This is a genomic window from Noviherbaspirillum pedocola (genome assembly GCF_016632335.1).
Classification (GTDB): domain Bacteria; phylum Pseudomonadota; class Gammaproteobacteria; order Burkholderiales; family Burkholderiaceae_D; genus Noviherbaspirillum_A; species Noviherbaspirillum_A pedocola.
Map to the genome: position 1 here is coordinate 13,117 of NZ_JAEPBG010000030.1, position 14,404 is coordinate 27,520.

The following is a 14,404-nucleotide window of genomic DNA, read 5'->3' on the forward strand; positions in this document are numbered from 1 at the left end:
CATCATGAAACTCACGAGGAAAATCATTTTTGGCGTCGCGGCCGTCGCGATCGCCGGTACCGTCGGCGCGGCCTACAGCGTTTCGCTGGCCGGTTCGCCCGCCAACAGCGCCAGCGGCGCAGGCAACCCGCTTGCCACCGTCAACGGCCGCATCGTCAGCGAGTCGACACTGCTGCCGCTGCTGCAAAACGGTCTGGACCGCACCAATGCGCTGGACCGCCGCATCACCGTGGAGGTCGTGGCGCAGACAGCGGAGAAGAATTTCCCGAGCGAGGCGCGTGCCGCCCTGGACGCGGCGCGCGGCGACCTCCTGTTCCAGCTTTACGCCGCAAAGCGTACCGCTACATTGCGCGCCGCCGTCACCGAGCGCGATATCGCCGACGTGTACGAAACGAAGATCACGGCCGAGGATTCGCGCCAGCTCAAAGTGCGGACCTTCGTGGCCTCGGATGCGAAAGACGCCCAGACGGCTTATGAATCCGTGGCGAGCCGGCGCAACAGCCCCGAAGGCAAGGAAGCTATCGGCAAGTTCGCCTACCTGAAAAAGGATGGCGATCACTTCGTCGCCACCGCTGAGATTCCCTACAACCTCGGCCAGATGATGAAAAAGCTGAAGGCAGGCGACGTGCTGCCGCCGACAGTCATCCGCGAAGGCGTGCTGGTCGCCTACATCGAGGAGGTCAAGGACGTACCCAAGCCTTCTCTTGAAAAGGTTAAGGAAGACATCCGGACCTACCTGGTCAACGATCGGCTCTCCAAGGAGATCCAGGCATTGCGGAAGGAGGCCAAGATCGAATTGAGAGGGTGAATTTTTCAAGCAGCAGTTTCTTTGTAAGTCGGCAGTTCCACTAATAATCAATCGGGAGTTTTAAGAAATGAAGAAGGTTTTCAAACACAAGAAGAAGCAGAGCGGTTTCGTCGGTCCCCTGTTTGTGGCGATCCTGCTGATCGCGGTCGTGATGGGCGCAATGGCCAAGATGAGCCGCAACAGCACCACCGGCGTCACCGATCAGGGCGCGAAGACGAACGCTGCGGTGCTGATGAAGCAGTCGAGCGATTTCAAGGCCGGTTTCGACCGCCTGCTGACCACCGGCACGGTGACCGCCAACCAGATCACGTTCGACACCAACGCCACGACGGGCCTGTTCAACCCGACGCCTGGCGCACAGTACGCCGTGCTGCATACGCCGCCTGCCGGCGTGGCGCAGAGCGGCACCCCGGCCTACACCTATAACCCGAACATCAAGCTGCCGAGCATTGGCTCGAACAGTGCGGCAGACGGTGTGGTCGTGGTCGGCAACATCTCCCTCGCCGTGTGCAACCAGATCAATACCCAGCTCTACAACGATGCGGCGACCAACACCCCGGCCACCTCGACCGGTTCGTCCGCCTCCTGGATGGGTACGGCAGCAATCGACGATAGCGGCCTGACCACCAATGGCAACTTCTACAACGGCCGCCCGGAAGGCTGTGTGAAGACCAGCGACGGCCAGTACGTCTACTACAAGGCGCTGAACGAGGTTTAATCCGCTCCCTCAGTCAGGGCCGTCCGTGGGGATGGCCCTTTTCCTTCGCTCCTTTCATCGCGCATCATGAAAAACAGACAATCAGGAATCGTCGTCGCTTATCTGCTCGTCGCCATCAGCTTGCTGTCGGTAGTGACGCTGGCCTATTCGAAAATCGCCCGTTCCAGTTCCCTGAGCCAATGGAACCAGGACACGAAAACGGCGCTGCTCGATCAGGTTTCCCTGATTCGCGGCAGGATCATTGCGTGCGCGACGATGTACCCGAGCGGAGATTCGGTGAACCATGTCCGGTTTCCGACTACCCCAACGGTCGCCCTCGTATCCGACCTGACCTGTCCAGGCAGTCCGTCTACCAACACCAATCTGTGGTCAGGCACTGGTGGATTGCCGTTGCCCGCCATGCCGTCGCGTTTCCGCCCCTGGACTTACACATATGTCTCCGGCGGCACCATGAGCATCACCACCACCGCGGCCCTTGGGACTTCAGATAGCGCCGCCATGGGCGTGCTCGACGCCGTGGCCAGCCGTATCGGCAGCAGCGCCACCCGCTCCGCCGATCAGCTTGTCATCAAGCTGATGAACTGACATGCATCCTGAACATCGCAACATGGCTACTTCTCCTGCATTTTCCTTGACCCGCCGGGTCGTTCTCGCCGCGTTCACCATCGGCGCCACTGTGCTTGCACCCCTCGCATCCGCCGCTTCTGCCAACGAAGTGCTGGGCGTGGCCGATATGACGAGGTCCGCGACGCAGAAGATAGCCGTCCAGCAGGCGATCATCGCGCTGGCCTCGGAGAGCAGCGACAGCGACGCGGATGGTTTCATCGAGCCGCCCGCGATGGACACGACTGCTGGCGGCCCGGCTGGTGGCGGGTTCATCCCGTCCACCAGCGCAGCGCCGAAAACCGATTCCTATGGCATGAAGTTAGGCTATTGCGCATGGGACAACGGATCGACAAACACCAGTACCGGCAGGATCTCCGGCAGCACCAGTTCTCCAGGCGCACCCGTTCTCGCCATCATCTCCGCTGGCATCGACAACACGTTCAATACGACCTGCGCGTCCCTCGCGGCTGGTGGCGGTGCGGCCGGCGACGATTTTGTGATTGCCTATAACTCGATCCAGATCCAGCAAGGCAACTCGGGCACCCTGTTCTTTGGCGACCCGGTTGCCTCATTGTCGGTGCTGCAGGGACTGAGTGCGGCCACCCTGAAGGATGGCCAGCTGCGCCTGACCAAGGATACGAACGCGCTGTACCGCTGGAATGCCGGCACATCCGTCTGGACGCCGGTCGGTGGAACTGGCTCGAGCATGCCGTGGCTCACCGATAACAACAATAACTATTACTCGAACAACCAGATTTCGATTGGCACGAAGTCGCCCCTCGCCATGTTCCAGGTCCATGCCGGCGCGTTGGGCACTTCCGCGGGTAATACGCTGGACATTTCAATGGCCAGCCACACCAATGGCAACTACACGATGCTGCGCACGTTGGCCTACCGGTTTGCCAATGGCGGAGGATGGGATACAGCGTCCACCCGCCTGCAAATGAAGGTCGATAGCACCGACATGGGCTATATCGAATTCAATCCCGCTGGTGCACAGGGAGGCATTGTGTTCGGAACCGGCATGTCGACGAATGGACCAGGCGCAATTCCCGAGCGCATGCGCATCTCGCAGGACGGTCGCGTGGGCGTCAATCTGACCACTCCGTACGCCGGCGTTGCAGTCAATTATTCCGGCCTCATCGGCAATGCCAATCAGTATCCCTATGACGTTGGTGCCGGAACGATTGCGGCTGGTAAGTCGATCTACAGCTATGGCACGATGTGTATCGGGAACTCAAATGCCGACTGCTCGGGCACTTATGGCCTGTACATGTATTACGGCGGGATCAATATCAACCAGAATAATCAATATCCCACCAATCTGAGCCAAGGATACAACGGTGCGCTGAAGGTTACGACGCCAAGTGGATGGGTTGATATCGGGTCAGAGAACAGTGGCTGGGCGCACTTCGTCACCGATCGAAATCTCTTTTATTTCAATAGAGAATTACAGGCCGAAACTGCCTTAAGGGTTTACAACACCAACACCTATTTCACAAGGACGGACGGTATCATCAACGGCTATCGGGTCTGGACGGAACAGCCGTGGGCCGGCCGTACAGTGGCGTCCAACAGTTACGGCTATGATTTTTGGTCCGCGCCGCTGCAAATCAGAGAATACAACTATGAAGTCGGTAACGGCGGTGACATAAACCGCGCACCGCGCTTAGCCTTTCACTGGGGCCAGGTTGCAGCCGCTATGATCAGGTTGAACTACGATGCAGTTATTGAACTCGTAAATCAGTCCGGCACCGACTATGCAAGCATGCGCGGAGGGAATTTCTGGGGTTATGGTTTCTACCAGTATTCCGATGCGCGGCTGAAGCGTGATATCGCCCCGATTTCGAACGCGCTTGCCACGATCGCCAACCTGCATGGCTATCGATATTATTTCGATCATGAAAACCATCCGGACCGCAAGCTGCCTACTGGCCGCCAGATCGGATTCATTGCGCAGGAAATGGAGAAATGGGTCCCTGAACTGGTCACCACCGGAGGAGATGGATATAAGACGGTCAACTACGCGCAGATGACGGCTCTCCTCCTGGAAGGTATCAACGAGCAGCAGGCCGTGCTCCAGCACCTGACCAAGAAGAACCAGTCCACCTTGTCCTTTGCGATCCCGACCATCGAAGGTAATGACGCACACTTCAAGCGCATCGAGACGGAGAAGCTGACCGCGGCGCAGATCGAAGCCGAGCAGGCGCGGATCAAGAAACTGAAGGCAGAGGAAATCGAGGCCGAGCGCATCAGCCTCGTGAAGACGGGCGAAGCGGAAGTGTTCGTGAATGCGGGAAGCTTTCAGCCGATCTTCGCGCCGGCAACCGGCACGCAGTACATGGTCAATGCCTTTGCGGAGGACGGGAGTATTGCGATTGCATCGGTTACCGCGACCGGCAAGCGCCTCATCGTGACTCCTATCAGCGGCTCAGGGATCGATGTGCAGGCTTGGGGAAACCAGATCGGTGTGCTGGCTGAGAACAAGACGGTCAAGACCACCTGGATTCGTACACACTGAATTACATGGCTGGCCTTGTCAGATCCCTTCAGAGCGCCGCCGCACCCACTCCGTCGGAGGCGTGCCATTCCTCTCGATGAAGGCCCTTGTAAAAGAGCTTTGTGAGCCATAGCCCACCGCGCTGGCGACAGCTTTGGCCGGCTGATTCTGCATCAGCAGCCGCTCCGCCAACGCCAGACGCCAGTCGGCAACGTAGCTCGCTGGTGTCGTGCCGACGAGCTCACGAAATCGCAGCGCGAATTTGCTTCTCGACATCGAGGCCTGCCGGGCGAGGTTATCCAGATTCCAGTCAGCAGACGGATCTTCATGGAACGCGTTGAGTGCCTTCGCGATGCCGGGGTCACTGAACCCGGCCAGCAACCCCGAACACATGCGTGCGTTGTCGATTTCGTGCCGGATGATCTGGAATACCAGAATCTCGCACAGCCGGTCCAGGATGAAACGCTCGCCCGACCCGCCACGCGATTTCTCCGCATGGGCCAGGCTAAAGGTTATATCCATTCCCGGTACCTCTTTCAGCGGAATGGCCACGTAGGAAGGCAGCGCAAGCGCGATCGGATTCGATGCGGCTTCCTTAAACATCACGTTGGCGCAGACCAGTTCAGCGTTCGAACCGGGTGGCACGATCAGACGGTGATTGAAGGGGCGCGGGTAAAAGATCAGAGTGGGTTCCGTTGCCTGTACCGACGAACCGTCATCGTGCTGCATGGTGACCGGACCACGCCGCACGAGGTGCAGATGCCCGACATTTTGTTCGACCCCGAAATCATTCGCCCCGCAAAACTCACCGGCGAAAAACGTTTCGGCACGAAAGCTGAAGCGTGGAAGCAAGGATTCGATCAGATTCATCAAATTTTGGACGAAATGAAAAAGAGTATGGACGATTTGCGTAGGCTCTCGCTTAACCGGGCCGGTGTTCTTGTCGATAACACCATAGCGTTTATCCATCCTCAACATCGCAGCGCGGATCGTGACGGGAATTCCCGGCTCGCGTGAAGCCAGGACGGTGTGCATGCCCAACAACAGGAAAAAAATCATGAACACGCTGTCATCCCTCAAAATCGGGACCAAACTCGCGCTCGGCTTCGGAGTCGTCGTGGCGCTGATGCTCGCGCTGGCCGGCTTCTCGCTGTTTCACATTTACAGCATCGATGCGGTCATCGGGAACCAGAACAAGGTCCGCACGGAGAAGCTCGAGCAACTCTATCTGGCGCGCGAAGCCCTGGACCAGACCGGCATCGCCGCTCGCAACGCATTCATCTTCACGGATGAGGCCGATGCGAAGCGCGAACTCGATATCCTCGACCAGCAGAAGGCAACCTATTTGAAGGCGCTGGACGCGATGGCGCCGGTATTCAAAGGCGATGCCGCGTTCGACAAGGCGCAAAAAGGCTTGCTCGCCATGGCGCAGGAACTCACGCGCCCACGCAAATACCGCGACGCTGGACAGATGCGCGAATACGGTGAATTCCTGGTCAAGGAATGCAGCCCGTTGCGCCGCCAGATCGTCGCTGATATCGATGTGCTGCTCAAATCGGTACAGCGCGACGTGGATTCCGTTAGCAAAAACGCTGCGAATGAGGTTGGCAGGACCGCCACCATCATCCTGATCGTCTCCGCAGCTGCTGCGGTGCTCGGCATCGTCGTCGGCATTCTCATCACCCGCGGACTGCTCAAGCAGCTCGGTGGCGAGCCCGTTGAAGTTGCGACCATCGCCCGGCATGTCGCTGCAGGCGATCTGGCAATCGCTGTAACGGTCAAGCATGGCGACCGCTCCAGCATCATGCACGCAATGCAGGAGATGCGCGACAGCCTCGCACGCCTTGTCGGCCAGGTCCGCGCAGGGACAGACACCATCGCAACCGCGTCGGCCGAGATTGCCGCCGGCAATATGGACCTGTCCTCCCGCACCGAGCAACAGGCGTCTTCGCTGGAAGAAACCGCGTCGGCGATGGAAGAACTGACCTCGACCGTCCGGAACAATGCCGACAACGCCCGGCAAGGCAATACGCTCGCCTTGTCCGCGTCGACCATCGCGGTCAAGGGCGGCGAAGTCATGTCCGAGGTGGTCGGCACGATGGAATCGATCAATCAATCCGCGAAGAAGATCGCCGACATCATCAGCGTCATCGATGGCATTGCGTTCCAGACCAACATCCTCGCGCTGAATGCGGCAGTCGAAGCTGCGCGCGCCGGCGAGCAAGGGCGTGGTTTTGCCGTGGTGGCGTCCGAAGTGCGCAGCTTGGCGCAACGCAGCGCGGCCGCGGCGAAGGAGATCAAGGGCCTGATCGAGGATTCGGTCGACAAGATTGGCGCTGGAAGTGCCCTGGTGTCGAATGCGGGCGCGACCATGGACGAGATCGTCGACAGCGTCCAGCGTGTCACCGCCGTCATGGCGGACATCCTGAACGCATCGCAGGAACAAAGCGCGGGCATCGAGCAGGTCAATCAGGCGATCGGCCTGATGGATAGCGCCACCCAACAGAATGCCGCGCTCGTTGAGCAGGCCGCCGCGGCCGCCAGTTCACTTCAGGAGCAGGCCAGCCAGCTTAGCCACGCCGTCAGTGTCTTCAAGGTCCGGGATAACGTTGTTGCTGGCGCTGCCGGCGCTCCCCTACAATCCCGCGTCCTTCCATTGGAATATACGAAATGAATACCGCTGCTTCATCCATTACCTATCCCTGCGAATTCCTTACTTTCCGTCTCGGCGCGGAAGAATATGGCATCCATATTCTGAAGGTGCAGGAGCTGCGCGCCTATGAAAACGTGACGCGGATCGCCAATGCGCCAGACTTCATCAAGGGCGTTATGAACCTGCGCGGGATCATCGTGCCAATCGCCGACATGCGGGTGCGCTTCAACTCCGGCGCGGCTACTTACGACTCCAGCACCGTCGTCATTGTTTTGAATATCGGCAACCGGGTTGTCGGCATGGTCGTTGACAGCGTCTCGGACGTGGTCACGCTGACGGAGGAACAAGTGCGTCCGGCGCCCGAGCTGGGCACGGTCGTGGATACGGACCACCTCATCGGCCTCGGCGTAGTCGACGAGCGCATGCTCATCCTCATCGATATCGAACAGATGCTTTCCGCCTCGGACATGGGGCTGCTGGAGCGCATCGCCGCCTGACGGGTTGGTTTCGAACAGTTCGGTTCCTACGCGCTTCTATCGACAGTCGCTCATGATCAAGAGTATCGAGATAAGCCAGCTATGCGTTGGCATGTATGTGCATTCCCTGCCCGGTGGCTGGACCGCCCATCCCTTCCTCCGGAACCGCTTCCTGATCACAAACCGGGCTGAAATCGCCAAGATCGTTGATGCTGGCTTCACACACCTCGAAATCGATGTGGCGAAGGGCTGCGATATCGTGGCCGTGACACCGGCTCTGGTAGAGGAAACGGAAGCGGTTTCCGATGCTGCGCCGCCAGAAGTCGCGCTGACACCGGTTTCTTCCCGTGCCGGCACGGCCAGCTTGTCCGATGAACTCGGGCGGGCGAGGGCGCTGATCGCTCAGGCTTCGCGCCTAGTCCAGGATCTCGCTCAGGATGTCCGTCTCGGGAAAGTCATTCAGCTCGATCGCGTCGAGCCTGCCGTCGAAGGCATCGTCGATTCGATCACACGTAACCCCAATGCGTTGCTGGTGCTGCTGCAGCTGAAGAAAAAGGATGATTACACCTTCCTGCACTCGGTAAGCGTGTGCGCGCTACTGGTGGCATTTTGCCGTTTCATGGGGATGCCGGGCGAGGTGACGTATCAGGCGGGCCTTGGCGGCTTGCTGCACGATATCGGCAAGGCGGAGGTGCCGGATGCCATCCTGAACAAACCCGGCCGCCTGACACCGGAAGAATTCGAGGTCATCAAGGCGCATCCCAAGGATGGCCATGCGATTCTGGCGCGGGTGGCCGGGCTGAGTTCCATCGCGCTCGACATCACGTTGCGCCATCATGAGCGCTGCGACGGCAACGGCTATCCGGAGGGCTTGTCGGGGCCGGAAATCAGCGATCTGGCGAAAATGGCCGCGGTCGTTGACGTCTATGACGCGATCACCTCGGAGCGTTGCTACCATCAGGGCATGCCGCCCGCCCAAGCCCTGTCCCGCATGCTCGAATGGAGCAAGACGCAGCTAAGTGACGAGCATGTGCGCGCCTTTATCCGCTGCATTGGCATCTTCCCGTCCGGCTCGCTGGTCCGTTTGGCCTCGGGCCGCCTTGGCGTCGTGACCGCGCAAAACCCGAATAATCTGCTTGCGCCAGTGGTCAATGTGTTTTTCCACACCAGGTCGAATACCTATATTCCGCCCGAGCAGGTCGACCTTTCCGCTCCCGGCATCGCCGAGCGGGAGCGCATCGTCTGTGCCGAGTGTCCAGATACGTGGCGCGTCGACCCACACCGCTTTCTCGAAATCGGCTGATTCCTCCCTCGCGGTCGCGCTAGCGCCATATCGGCCGTCAGCGACCGCAAATTCTCACTCCTTGGTCACAGCTGGCCAAGGATATTCCGACGTTGTCGCAGTCTGTTTTCCGTTTCCGTGTGAGGCATCTCCTTGGGCCAGGTTTCGCAATTCCTGCGCAGCCTTACTTTCAACCCACTATGGAGCCACATCGGGACAACCGATATGGGAAACACATGCAAGCAGCAATCCAAGCAATCGAAAAAAAGCCCGTCAAGGATGTTTTTGGCCTGGACGACCCGGCGTTTGCAAAAACCCAGGTCAAGGTGTTCGCCTCTACCGTTGATACCCCGGCCATCGTCGATGGCTTCAAGTTCACGGTCGAGAATCTGCGCCGGATGATGGTTTGGGCGGCTGCTGCCTCCCTGCCGGACAACTTCTTCAAGGCCAACATGAAGAAGAACCTGATGATCTTCGGCCCGACCGGCTGCGGCAAGACCGAACTGGTCAAGCAGTTCGCCGCCCGCACCGGCCGTCCGCTGTTCCGCATGCAGTGCAGCGAGGACACCGATCAGGCGCAACTGTTCGGCTCGTGGAAGCTCTGCCGTCCGATCGCCAAGGAGGAACCGGGTGAAGACGCGGGGATTCTGGAGAAGGGTATCCAGGGCATTGCCAAGGCCATCGAAAAGCTGGCCATCAGCATCAAGCGCAATACCGGCGTCGGTCCCGAGATGACGTTTGTCGACGGACCTGTGCTGCGCTGGGCCCGTACCCCGAACGCCATCCTGGTGCTGGACGAGTCGGATCAGCTGTTGCCGACGGTGTCCATGAGCCTGAACTGCGTACTGGACGGTGACGATATCGTTGTCCCGGAAACGGGAGAGCGGATCAAAATCGCACCAGGCGCACTGGTAGCGGCCACGGCCAATACCAACGGGCGCGGCTCCGCCGGCGGCAATGGCGGCAGCGCTTCTCTCTACAAGGGCACCAAGCGGCAGAACATCGCCTCGATGGACCGGTATTTCGTGATCAACACGACCTACCTGCCTGAAGAAGAAGAAAAGCAGCTGCTGATTAACCAGATCGGCCTGCCGGATGTCGCGGCAACCGCCATGGCAAAGCTGGCTGGCAAGGTGCGCTCCCTGTTCCTCGGTCTCAATGAGGATGCAGGCGCGAATGGTGAACCGCTGGAGTTCACGATCACCACCCGCAACCTGCTGAACTGGGGCATGAGCTATCGCCTGTTCAATGTCACCGGCATGGACAGCAAGATAGCGTTCACCGAGGCGCTGAAGATGACGCTGCTGGACTTCGGTTCGGCCGCGGAACGCAAGGCGGTTCTCGACCTCTGGGAAACCATTGTTGCGGACTCCTGATGGTTCAGCTGTATGTGAACCCCAACGCTGGAAAGGGGCCGAGTGCGGTGCCGAAGGCCTGGGGATTCGATTCCTCGGGCACGGTGGACACCATTTTTTGGGGCTCGCTCAACAAGAAATGGACAGTCGACCAGAAGGCAGGCGGCTATGGACGGGAAACCGCTCAAAAGAAGCAGCGGGAAGGCTACTTCTATGTCGGCGACTTCGCCAGCAGGGAAGCAGCCTACCGTTTTGCCGAAGCCTGGACACAGGGAAGGGCGGGTACGCCGTACCAGTACGATCCCGCCAACATGGAGCAGTCAGCCATCGCGGAAGGATTACGGACGTTGGGCCAGAAGGCGAGGGCGGTTTCTTCGCCTGCATCCTCTGTTCCGCCACCGGCGCCACGCCAGCAAACGCGCAAACCTGAGTTTTTCGATCAGCTCAGCGCACAGGAGAGCAACGCGGCCGCCACCGGCTTCGTTCTCGACTTTTAATCCTCCAAGCCTCGACTTCCCAACGGAATCGAGGCTTTTTCTTTTCCCTTTTCTTCTTCCTCTGCCCGGTCTGTCCTGCAGATGCCCGCCTTACAAGTTCTTGTGCTGCATAACCAAGTACAAGTTTTGGCGACGAGGCCCTTCCTCAAGCCGCAATTCCATTCGATCCGTTCGGTCCCGTAGCGGGCCACCACTTGAGGAGATTTCCTATGTTGGCAGCACTCCCAAGCACAGCTTCCTTCTTCGATTCCCGCTTCCTGTTCCCCGCGCAGGCAGAGGAACCGCTCGATGAGTTCGACCCCGGCGCCGCGTCGGCGGATGGACTGGTGGCCATCGAACTAGAGGTCGAGGAGATTGTGCTTGATTGATTCCCCTACCCACCACCCGCCCCGGCCCGCTTTTTCAGCGGCCGGGGCTTTGTCTTTTCCTGTTCGCCATTTCACCAATGTCAGGGCCAACGCAAGTGCCTTCTTTTGTAGTTCCTACTCTTGAATGGGGAAATGTATGGATATCACGCAAGTACTGAGCAACATGGTTTTGGTCGACATCATCATCGGCGGCTCCACCGGCGAACGCACCCTGGAGGCGGACGATTTCATTCGTGAAGTCGGCAAGATGCTGCCGCCGGGGACGTTCTCGTGGGTGTCCAAGGCCCGCACCGACGCCAAGCGCATCATCCTGCGTGTCGGCGCGGCGCGGCGTGTCGATAACCGTGTGCGCGGCTACTTCGTTCCGCTGGACCGCGCGCAAGCGGTGTCCGACGAACTGAAGGTGCTGCGCGACACGTTCCAGGCGCAGAAGGCAGAGTTCCTGCAGGAGCTGCCGAACATCATCGACGAATGGGCCGCCAACCCGCAAAACGCAGTGGAGATCAAGCCGGGCCTGACCCGCGCCGATCTGATTCGCACCCACGCGCCGAAGGCATCCGACCTGGACAAGCTGCTGCGCTTTGCCATGTCCGCCACGCAGATCCAGTCTTCCCAGTTTTTCGGGGAAGACGATGCGCTGCATACCGAGGTCAACGGCCTGCCTGGTCAGGCAGCGCTGGAGATTGCGGAAGACGTGAAGAAGTCGTGGAAAGGCGCGACCGGTGGCAAAACCACCTCGCGCGTGCTGGGCCTGGTCCGCCGCATCCGCCAGAAGGCGGATTCGATGGGCATCCTGTCGCCGAAATTCGAGCATTTGCGCGAAGCGTGCGACCGGGTCCTGAGGCAAATGCCGCAGACCGGGGCAATCGAAGGGCTGGAGTTCATGCAGATCAGTGCGCTGCTGGAGTTCTGCTCGCGCCCGGAGAATATCTTGGCTGAGCAATCCATGCGCTTCGATCCGCTCGATGTCGAAATCGAGGTCGAAGAACCGGCGCAACAAGCGCTGCCCGAACTGGACGCCGACGTACCGGCACCTGTGGAGAACATCCCGCCGGCGCCAGCGGCCCCGCCGCTCGAACAGCACTTCACGTTCGAGTTCTAAGCAGAAGCAAAAACGCCACCATCCTTCTCGGATTGGTGGCGTTTCTTTTTGGCGAAGATGCGTCTTAGGCAGCTTTCGCCTTCTTGCTTCCCGTGTCCGTCGTCGTAGCCAGAGCAGGGTGCTCCATCTGCAGCTTGCGCATGAAGTTGCGGCCCGCCTCGCGCTCGTACAGCAACGCCAGAAGGATGCGCGTGTTGACCGGAAGCTGTTCCCATTCCTTGAAGGAGGGTACCAGCGACACCCAGTTCGGATCGGCCTGCATCGCTTCCCGCACGATGTTGAGCTCATCGTCCAGCGTGCGCTTCACATAGAAGTCGGTCGGCTCGAAGTATTCGGCCAGCACCAGGACCTGCACCGTCGGCATGCCGAGGAATTCAGCCACGCGCTCGAGTTTATCCTTGCCCACCGACTTGATCTTGCGATGGCCGTTGCACATCGAGGCCCAGTAGATCGTCGTCACGCCCATCAGGTCGGCAATATGCCGATCCGGCAGCCCCCGTTCGATCAGCGTCTTCTTGATGAGCGTGATCAGCTTGCGGCCTTCGATCTTCGGCTTACCGTCCTGCGGCTCCTCGTCATCCGCCTCAACCTCCGTGGCTTCCGGCAGTAGCGAGCCCTGCTCGTGGAGATCGGACACTTCTTCCGCCCGGACGGTCCGGCCTGACTTCTTTTCCGCGGCACGCGCGGGCGCCGCCGCCGGCGCTTTTGCAGATACTTTTCTCGGCATAAGTGTTCTTTCCAGTTTAAATACTGGCGCACGCGCCAGAATCGCAATACACCTAGTATTCTACTGTATGTTGTGCCTTATACGGCATTTTCCCGGTATTTCCCCCCCGCGTCCTCCCTCTGCTGTCGCGCTTTTCCGCGACACGCCCCCTGCACTTTTTCCAACATCGATATCAGTATTTTTTAACTTGTATTGGTATTGCATCCATGTGTTAAGTATAATTGTTGATGCAAGACAACTTTCCGCCTTCGATCGAGGCAATGCGGTGGGCGGCTTGTCTCGACTAATGCCCCGGTGGGGTGACATTGATTATTCTTCAGGAGATTCCATGCTTCCAATGGACGCCAAACGCAATGCCGATTCGTATTCCTACCCGAACGGCATGCTCAATTCCGGCTGGATCGTCGGCGTGCTGCGCCAACCCGGCGAAGGCAAGTGCTTCATCCAGCAAACCGCCAGCGAGAACCACATGCTGCCGGTCGAGTTCGACCCCCGTCAGGCGCCGCTGCCGCGCGACCTGAAGGAATGGGATCTGGTCATGGCGTACTGCCATTTCATCGGCGCACGCGAGAATGACGTGCGCATCGTGCGCGCCAAGAGCATCCGCTTCGAATCGCCGAACCTGATGCACATGGATAAGCGCTTCGCCGAAGACGTGATGCGCAAATGGTCCGTCAAGGTGCATGCCGCCGCCAAGGATTCCGGTGTGCCAGCGGCCATCGAAGCGGTTGGCAAGCTGGCCGGCGACGTGCCTGCCAAGGAAGAGCGCATCAACAGCGTCGACTGGCGCGTGCTGAAGCTCAACAAGAACGCCACCAATACCGTGCAGCTGGCCGGCTTCGTGCAAGCCAAGTCGCTGGAGCGCAACCGCGTCAATGCCGAGGGCAAGCCGATGAATGACCGGCTGGTCGTGCTGCTGCGCCAGACCGAAGATCCGGACAAGAGCATCCCGATCCGCTGGTATGGCCGCAACCTGGAGCCGCTGGCCAACACGCTGACCCGCGGCCTGCCGATCAAGGTGCAGGGCGAGTACCGCCTCGACGTCAAGGCGCTCGGCGCACCCGATCCGGAATCTGGCCTCGCGCCCGTGTCGAAGCTTCCCTATATTGAAGCGAAAGACTTCCCGGGCCCGGTCACCCCGGATTCGGGCCTGATCAAGATCGCGCCGTTCTGGGTTGCCGAGATGCTGGAAATGGGCTCACGCAGGGCGCCACGCCGCGAAGCTGCGCCAGCGCCGGCCGCACCGGAAGGCATCGATTCGGCTGCAATTCTCGCCCAAGCGCTCGGTACGCCAGCATCCGGAGCCTGATGC

14 protein-coding genes are annotated in these 14,404 nt (G+C 59.6%); 12 read left to right on the forward strand and 2 right to left on the reverse strand.

The window, feature by feature from the left end; genetic code table 11:
- Nucleotides 1–4 precede the first annotated feature (4 nt).
- The 4 genes from JJB74_RS30200 (at nt 5) to JJB74_RS30215 (ending at nt 4,653) form a co-directional block, all read left to right on the forward strand.
- Nucleotides 5–808 carry a peptidylprolyl isomerase gene (locus tag JJB74_RS30200; RefSeq protein WP_200598277.1) on the forward strand — a complete coding sequence of 268 codons (804 nt, stop codon included), beginning with the start codon at nt 5–7 and terminating at the stop codon, nt 806–808.
- A gap of 67 nt (nt 809–875) precedes the next feature.
- Nucleotides 876–1,526, forward strand: coding sequence for a hypothetical protein (locus JJB74_RS30205; protein ID WP_200598278.1), 651 nt, complete (start codon nt 876–878; stop codon nt 1,524–1,526).
- Between the two features lie 66 nt (nt 1,527–1,592).
- Nucleotides 1,593–2,111, forward strand: a complete 519-nt coding sequence (locus JJB74_RS30210; RefSeq protein WP_200598279.1) for a hypothetical protein — start codon at nt 1,593–1,595, stop codon at nt 2,109–2,111.
- Nucleotide 2,112: 1 nt separating this feature from the next.
- Nucleotides 2,113–4,653, forward strand: a complete 2,541-nt coding sequence (locus tag JJB74_RS30215; protein ID WP_200598280.1) for a tail fiber domain-containing protein — start codon at nt 2,113–2,115, stop codon at nt 4,651–4,653.
- Between the two features lie 18 nt (nt 4,654–4,671).
- On the opposite strand, the gene JJB74_RS30220 is transcribed toward JJB74_RS30215, so the two are convergent.
- Complete coding sequence (locus JJB74_RS30220; protein WP_200598281.1) at nt 4,672–5,691, reverse strand: AraC family transcriptional regulator; 1,020 nt, start codon at nt 5,689–5,691, stop codon at nt 4,672–4,674.
- Here JJB74_RS30220 and JJB74_RS30225 point away from each other — a divergent pair.
- From JJB74_RS30225 to JJB74_RS30255, 7 genes are all read left to right on the forward strand, one after another.
- The gene (locus JJB74_RS30225; RefSeq protein ID WP_200598282.1) at nt 5,690–7,306 is read left to right on the forward strand and encodes a methyl-accepting chemotaxis protein; all 1,617 of its coding nucleotides are present in this window, start codon (nt 5,690–5,692) and stop codon (nt 7,304–7,306) included. The two genes, JJB74_RS30220 and JJB74_RS30225, sit on opposite strands and share 2 nt — an antisense overlap.
- Nucleotides 7,303–7,782 carry a chemotaxis protein CheW gene (locus tag JJB74_RS30230; protein WP_200598283.1) on the forward strand — a complete coding sequence of 160 codons (480 nt, stop codon included), beginning with the start codon at nt 7,303–7,305 and terminating at the stop codon, nt 7,780–7,782. The genes JJB74_RS30225 and JJB74_RS30230 overlap by 4 nt, the downstream gene beginning before the upstream one ends.
- Nucleotides 7,783–7,834: 52 nt before the next feature.
- Nucleotides 7,835–9,064: an HD-GYP domain-containing protein gene (locus JJB74_RS30235; protein ID WP_200598284.1), complete on the forward strand. Its 1,230-nt coding sequence runs from the start codon at nt 7,835–7,837 to the stop codon at nt 9,062–9,064.
- A gap of 215 nt (nt 9,065–9,279) precedes the next feature.
- A complete protein-coding gene (locus tag JJB74_RS30240; protein WP_234484986.1) occupies nt 9,280–10,419 on the forward strand; it encodes an AAA family ATPase in 1,140 nt (379 codons plus the stop codon).
- Nucleotides 10,419–10,895 (forward strand): hypothetical protein, encoded by a 477-nt coding sequence (locus JJB74_RS30245; RefSeq protein ID WP_200598285.1) that lies wholly within the window; start codon nt 10,419–10,421, stop codon nt 10,893–10,895. The genes JJB74_RS30240 and JJB74_RS30245 overlap by 1 nt, the downstream gene beginning before the upstream one ends.
- Before the next feature lie 209 nt (nt 10,896–11,104).
- Nucleotides 11,105–11,263, forward strand: coding sequence for a hypothetical protein (locus JJB74_RS30250; RefSeq protein ID WP_200598286.1), 159 nt, complete (start codon nt 11,105–11,107; stop codon nt 11,261–11,263).
- Between the two features lie 136 nt (nt 11,264–11,399).
- Nucleotides 11,400–12,365, forward strand: coding sequence for a DUF3150 domain-containing protein (locus tag JJB74_RS30255; protein ID WP_267913222.1), 966 nt, complete (start codon nt 11,400–11,402; stop codon nt 12,363–12,365).
- Between the two features lie 64 nt (nt 12,366–12,429).
- On the opposite strand, the gene JJB74_RS30260 is transcribed toward JJB74_RS30255, so the two are convergent.
- Nucleotides 12,430–13,002, reverse strand: coding sequence for an XRE family transcriptional regulator (locus tag JJB74_RS30260; RefSeq protein WP_200598288.1), 573 nt, complete (start codon nt 13,000–13,002; stop codon nt 12,430–12,432).
- A gap of 418 nt (nt 13,003–13,420) precedes the next feature.
- On the opposite strand from JJB74_RS30260, the gene JJB74_RS30265 reads away from it, so the two are divergent.
- Nucleotides 13,421–14,401, forward strand: a complete 981-nt coding sequence (locus JJB74_RS30265; protein WP_200598289.1) for a hypothetical protein — start codon at nt 13,421–13,423, stop codon at nt 14,399–14,401.
- The last annotated feature ends 3 nt before the right edge of the window (nt 14,402–14,404 follow it).

What these genes read in the sequence shown, in the direction of transcription:
- JJB74_RS30200 (WP_200598277.1), top strand. Translation starts at nt 5, where the DNA reads ATGAAACTCACGAGGAAAATCATTTTTGGCGTCGCGGCCGTCGCGATC.
- JJB74_RS30205 (WP_200598278.1), top strand. Translation starts at nt 876, where the DNA reads ATGAAGAAGGTTTTCAAACACAAGAAGAAGCAGAGCGGTTTCGTCGGT.
- JJB74_RS30210 (WP_200598279.1), top strand. Translation starts at nt 1,593, where the DNA reads ATGAAAAACAGACAATCAGGAATCGTCGTCGCTTATCTGCTCGTCGCC.
- JJB74_RS30215 (WP_200598280.1), top strand. Translation starts at nt 2,113, where the DNA reads ATGCATCCTGAACATCGCAACATGGCTACTTCTCCTGCATTTTCCTTG.
- JJB74_RS30225 (WP_200598282.1), top strand. Translation starts at nt 5,690, where the DNA reads ATGAACACGCTGTCATCCCTCAAAATCGGGACCAAACTCGCGCTCGGC.
- JJB74_RS30220 (WP_200598281.1), bottom strand. Translation starts at nt 5,691, where the DNA reads ATGATTTTTTTCCTGTTGTTGGGCATGCACACCGTCCTGGCTTCACGC.
- JJB74_RS30230 (WP_200598283.1), top strand. Translation starts at nt 7,303, where the DNA reads ATGAATACCGCTGCTTCATCCATTACCTATCCCTGCGAATTCCTTACT.
- JJB74_RS30235 (WP_200598284.1), top strand. Translation starts at nt 7,835, where the DNA reads ATGATCAAGAGTATCGAGATAAGCCAGCTATGCGTTGGCATGTATGTG.
- JJB74_RS30240 (WP_234484986.1), top strand. Translation starts at nt 9,280, where the DNA reads ATGCAAGCAGCAATCCAAGCAATCGAAAAAAAGCCCGTCAAGGATGTT.
- JJB74_RS30245 (WP_200598285.1), top strand. Translation starts at nt 10,419, where the DNA reads ATGGTTCAGCTGTATGTGAACCCCAACGCTGGAAAGGGGCCGAGTGCG.
- JJB74_RS30250 (WP_200598286.1), top strand. Translation starts at nt 11,105, where the DNA reads ATGTTGGCAGCACTCCCAAGCACAGCTTCCTTCTTCGATTCCCGCTTC.
- JJB74_RS30255 (WP_267913222.1), top strand. Translation starts at nt 11,400, where the DNA reads ATGGATATCACGCAAGTACTGAGCAACATGGTTTTGGTCGACATCATC.
- JJB74_RS30265 (WP_200598289.1), top strand. Translation starts at nt 13,421, where the DNA reads ATGCTTCCAATGGACGCCAAACGCAATGCCGATTCGTATTCCTACCCG.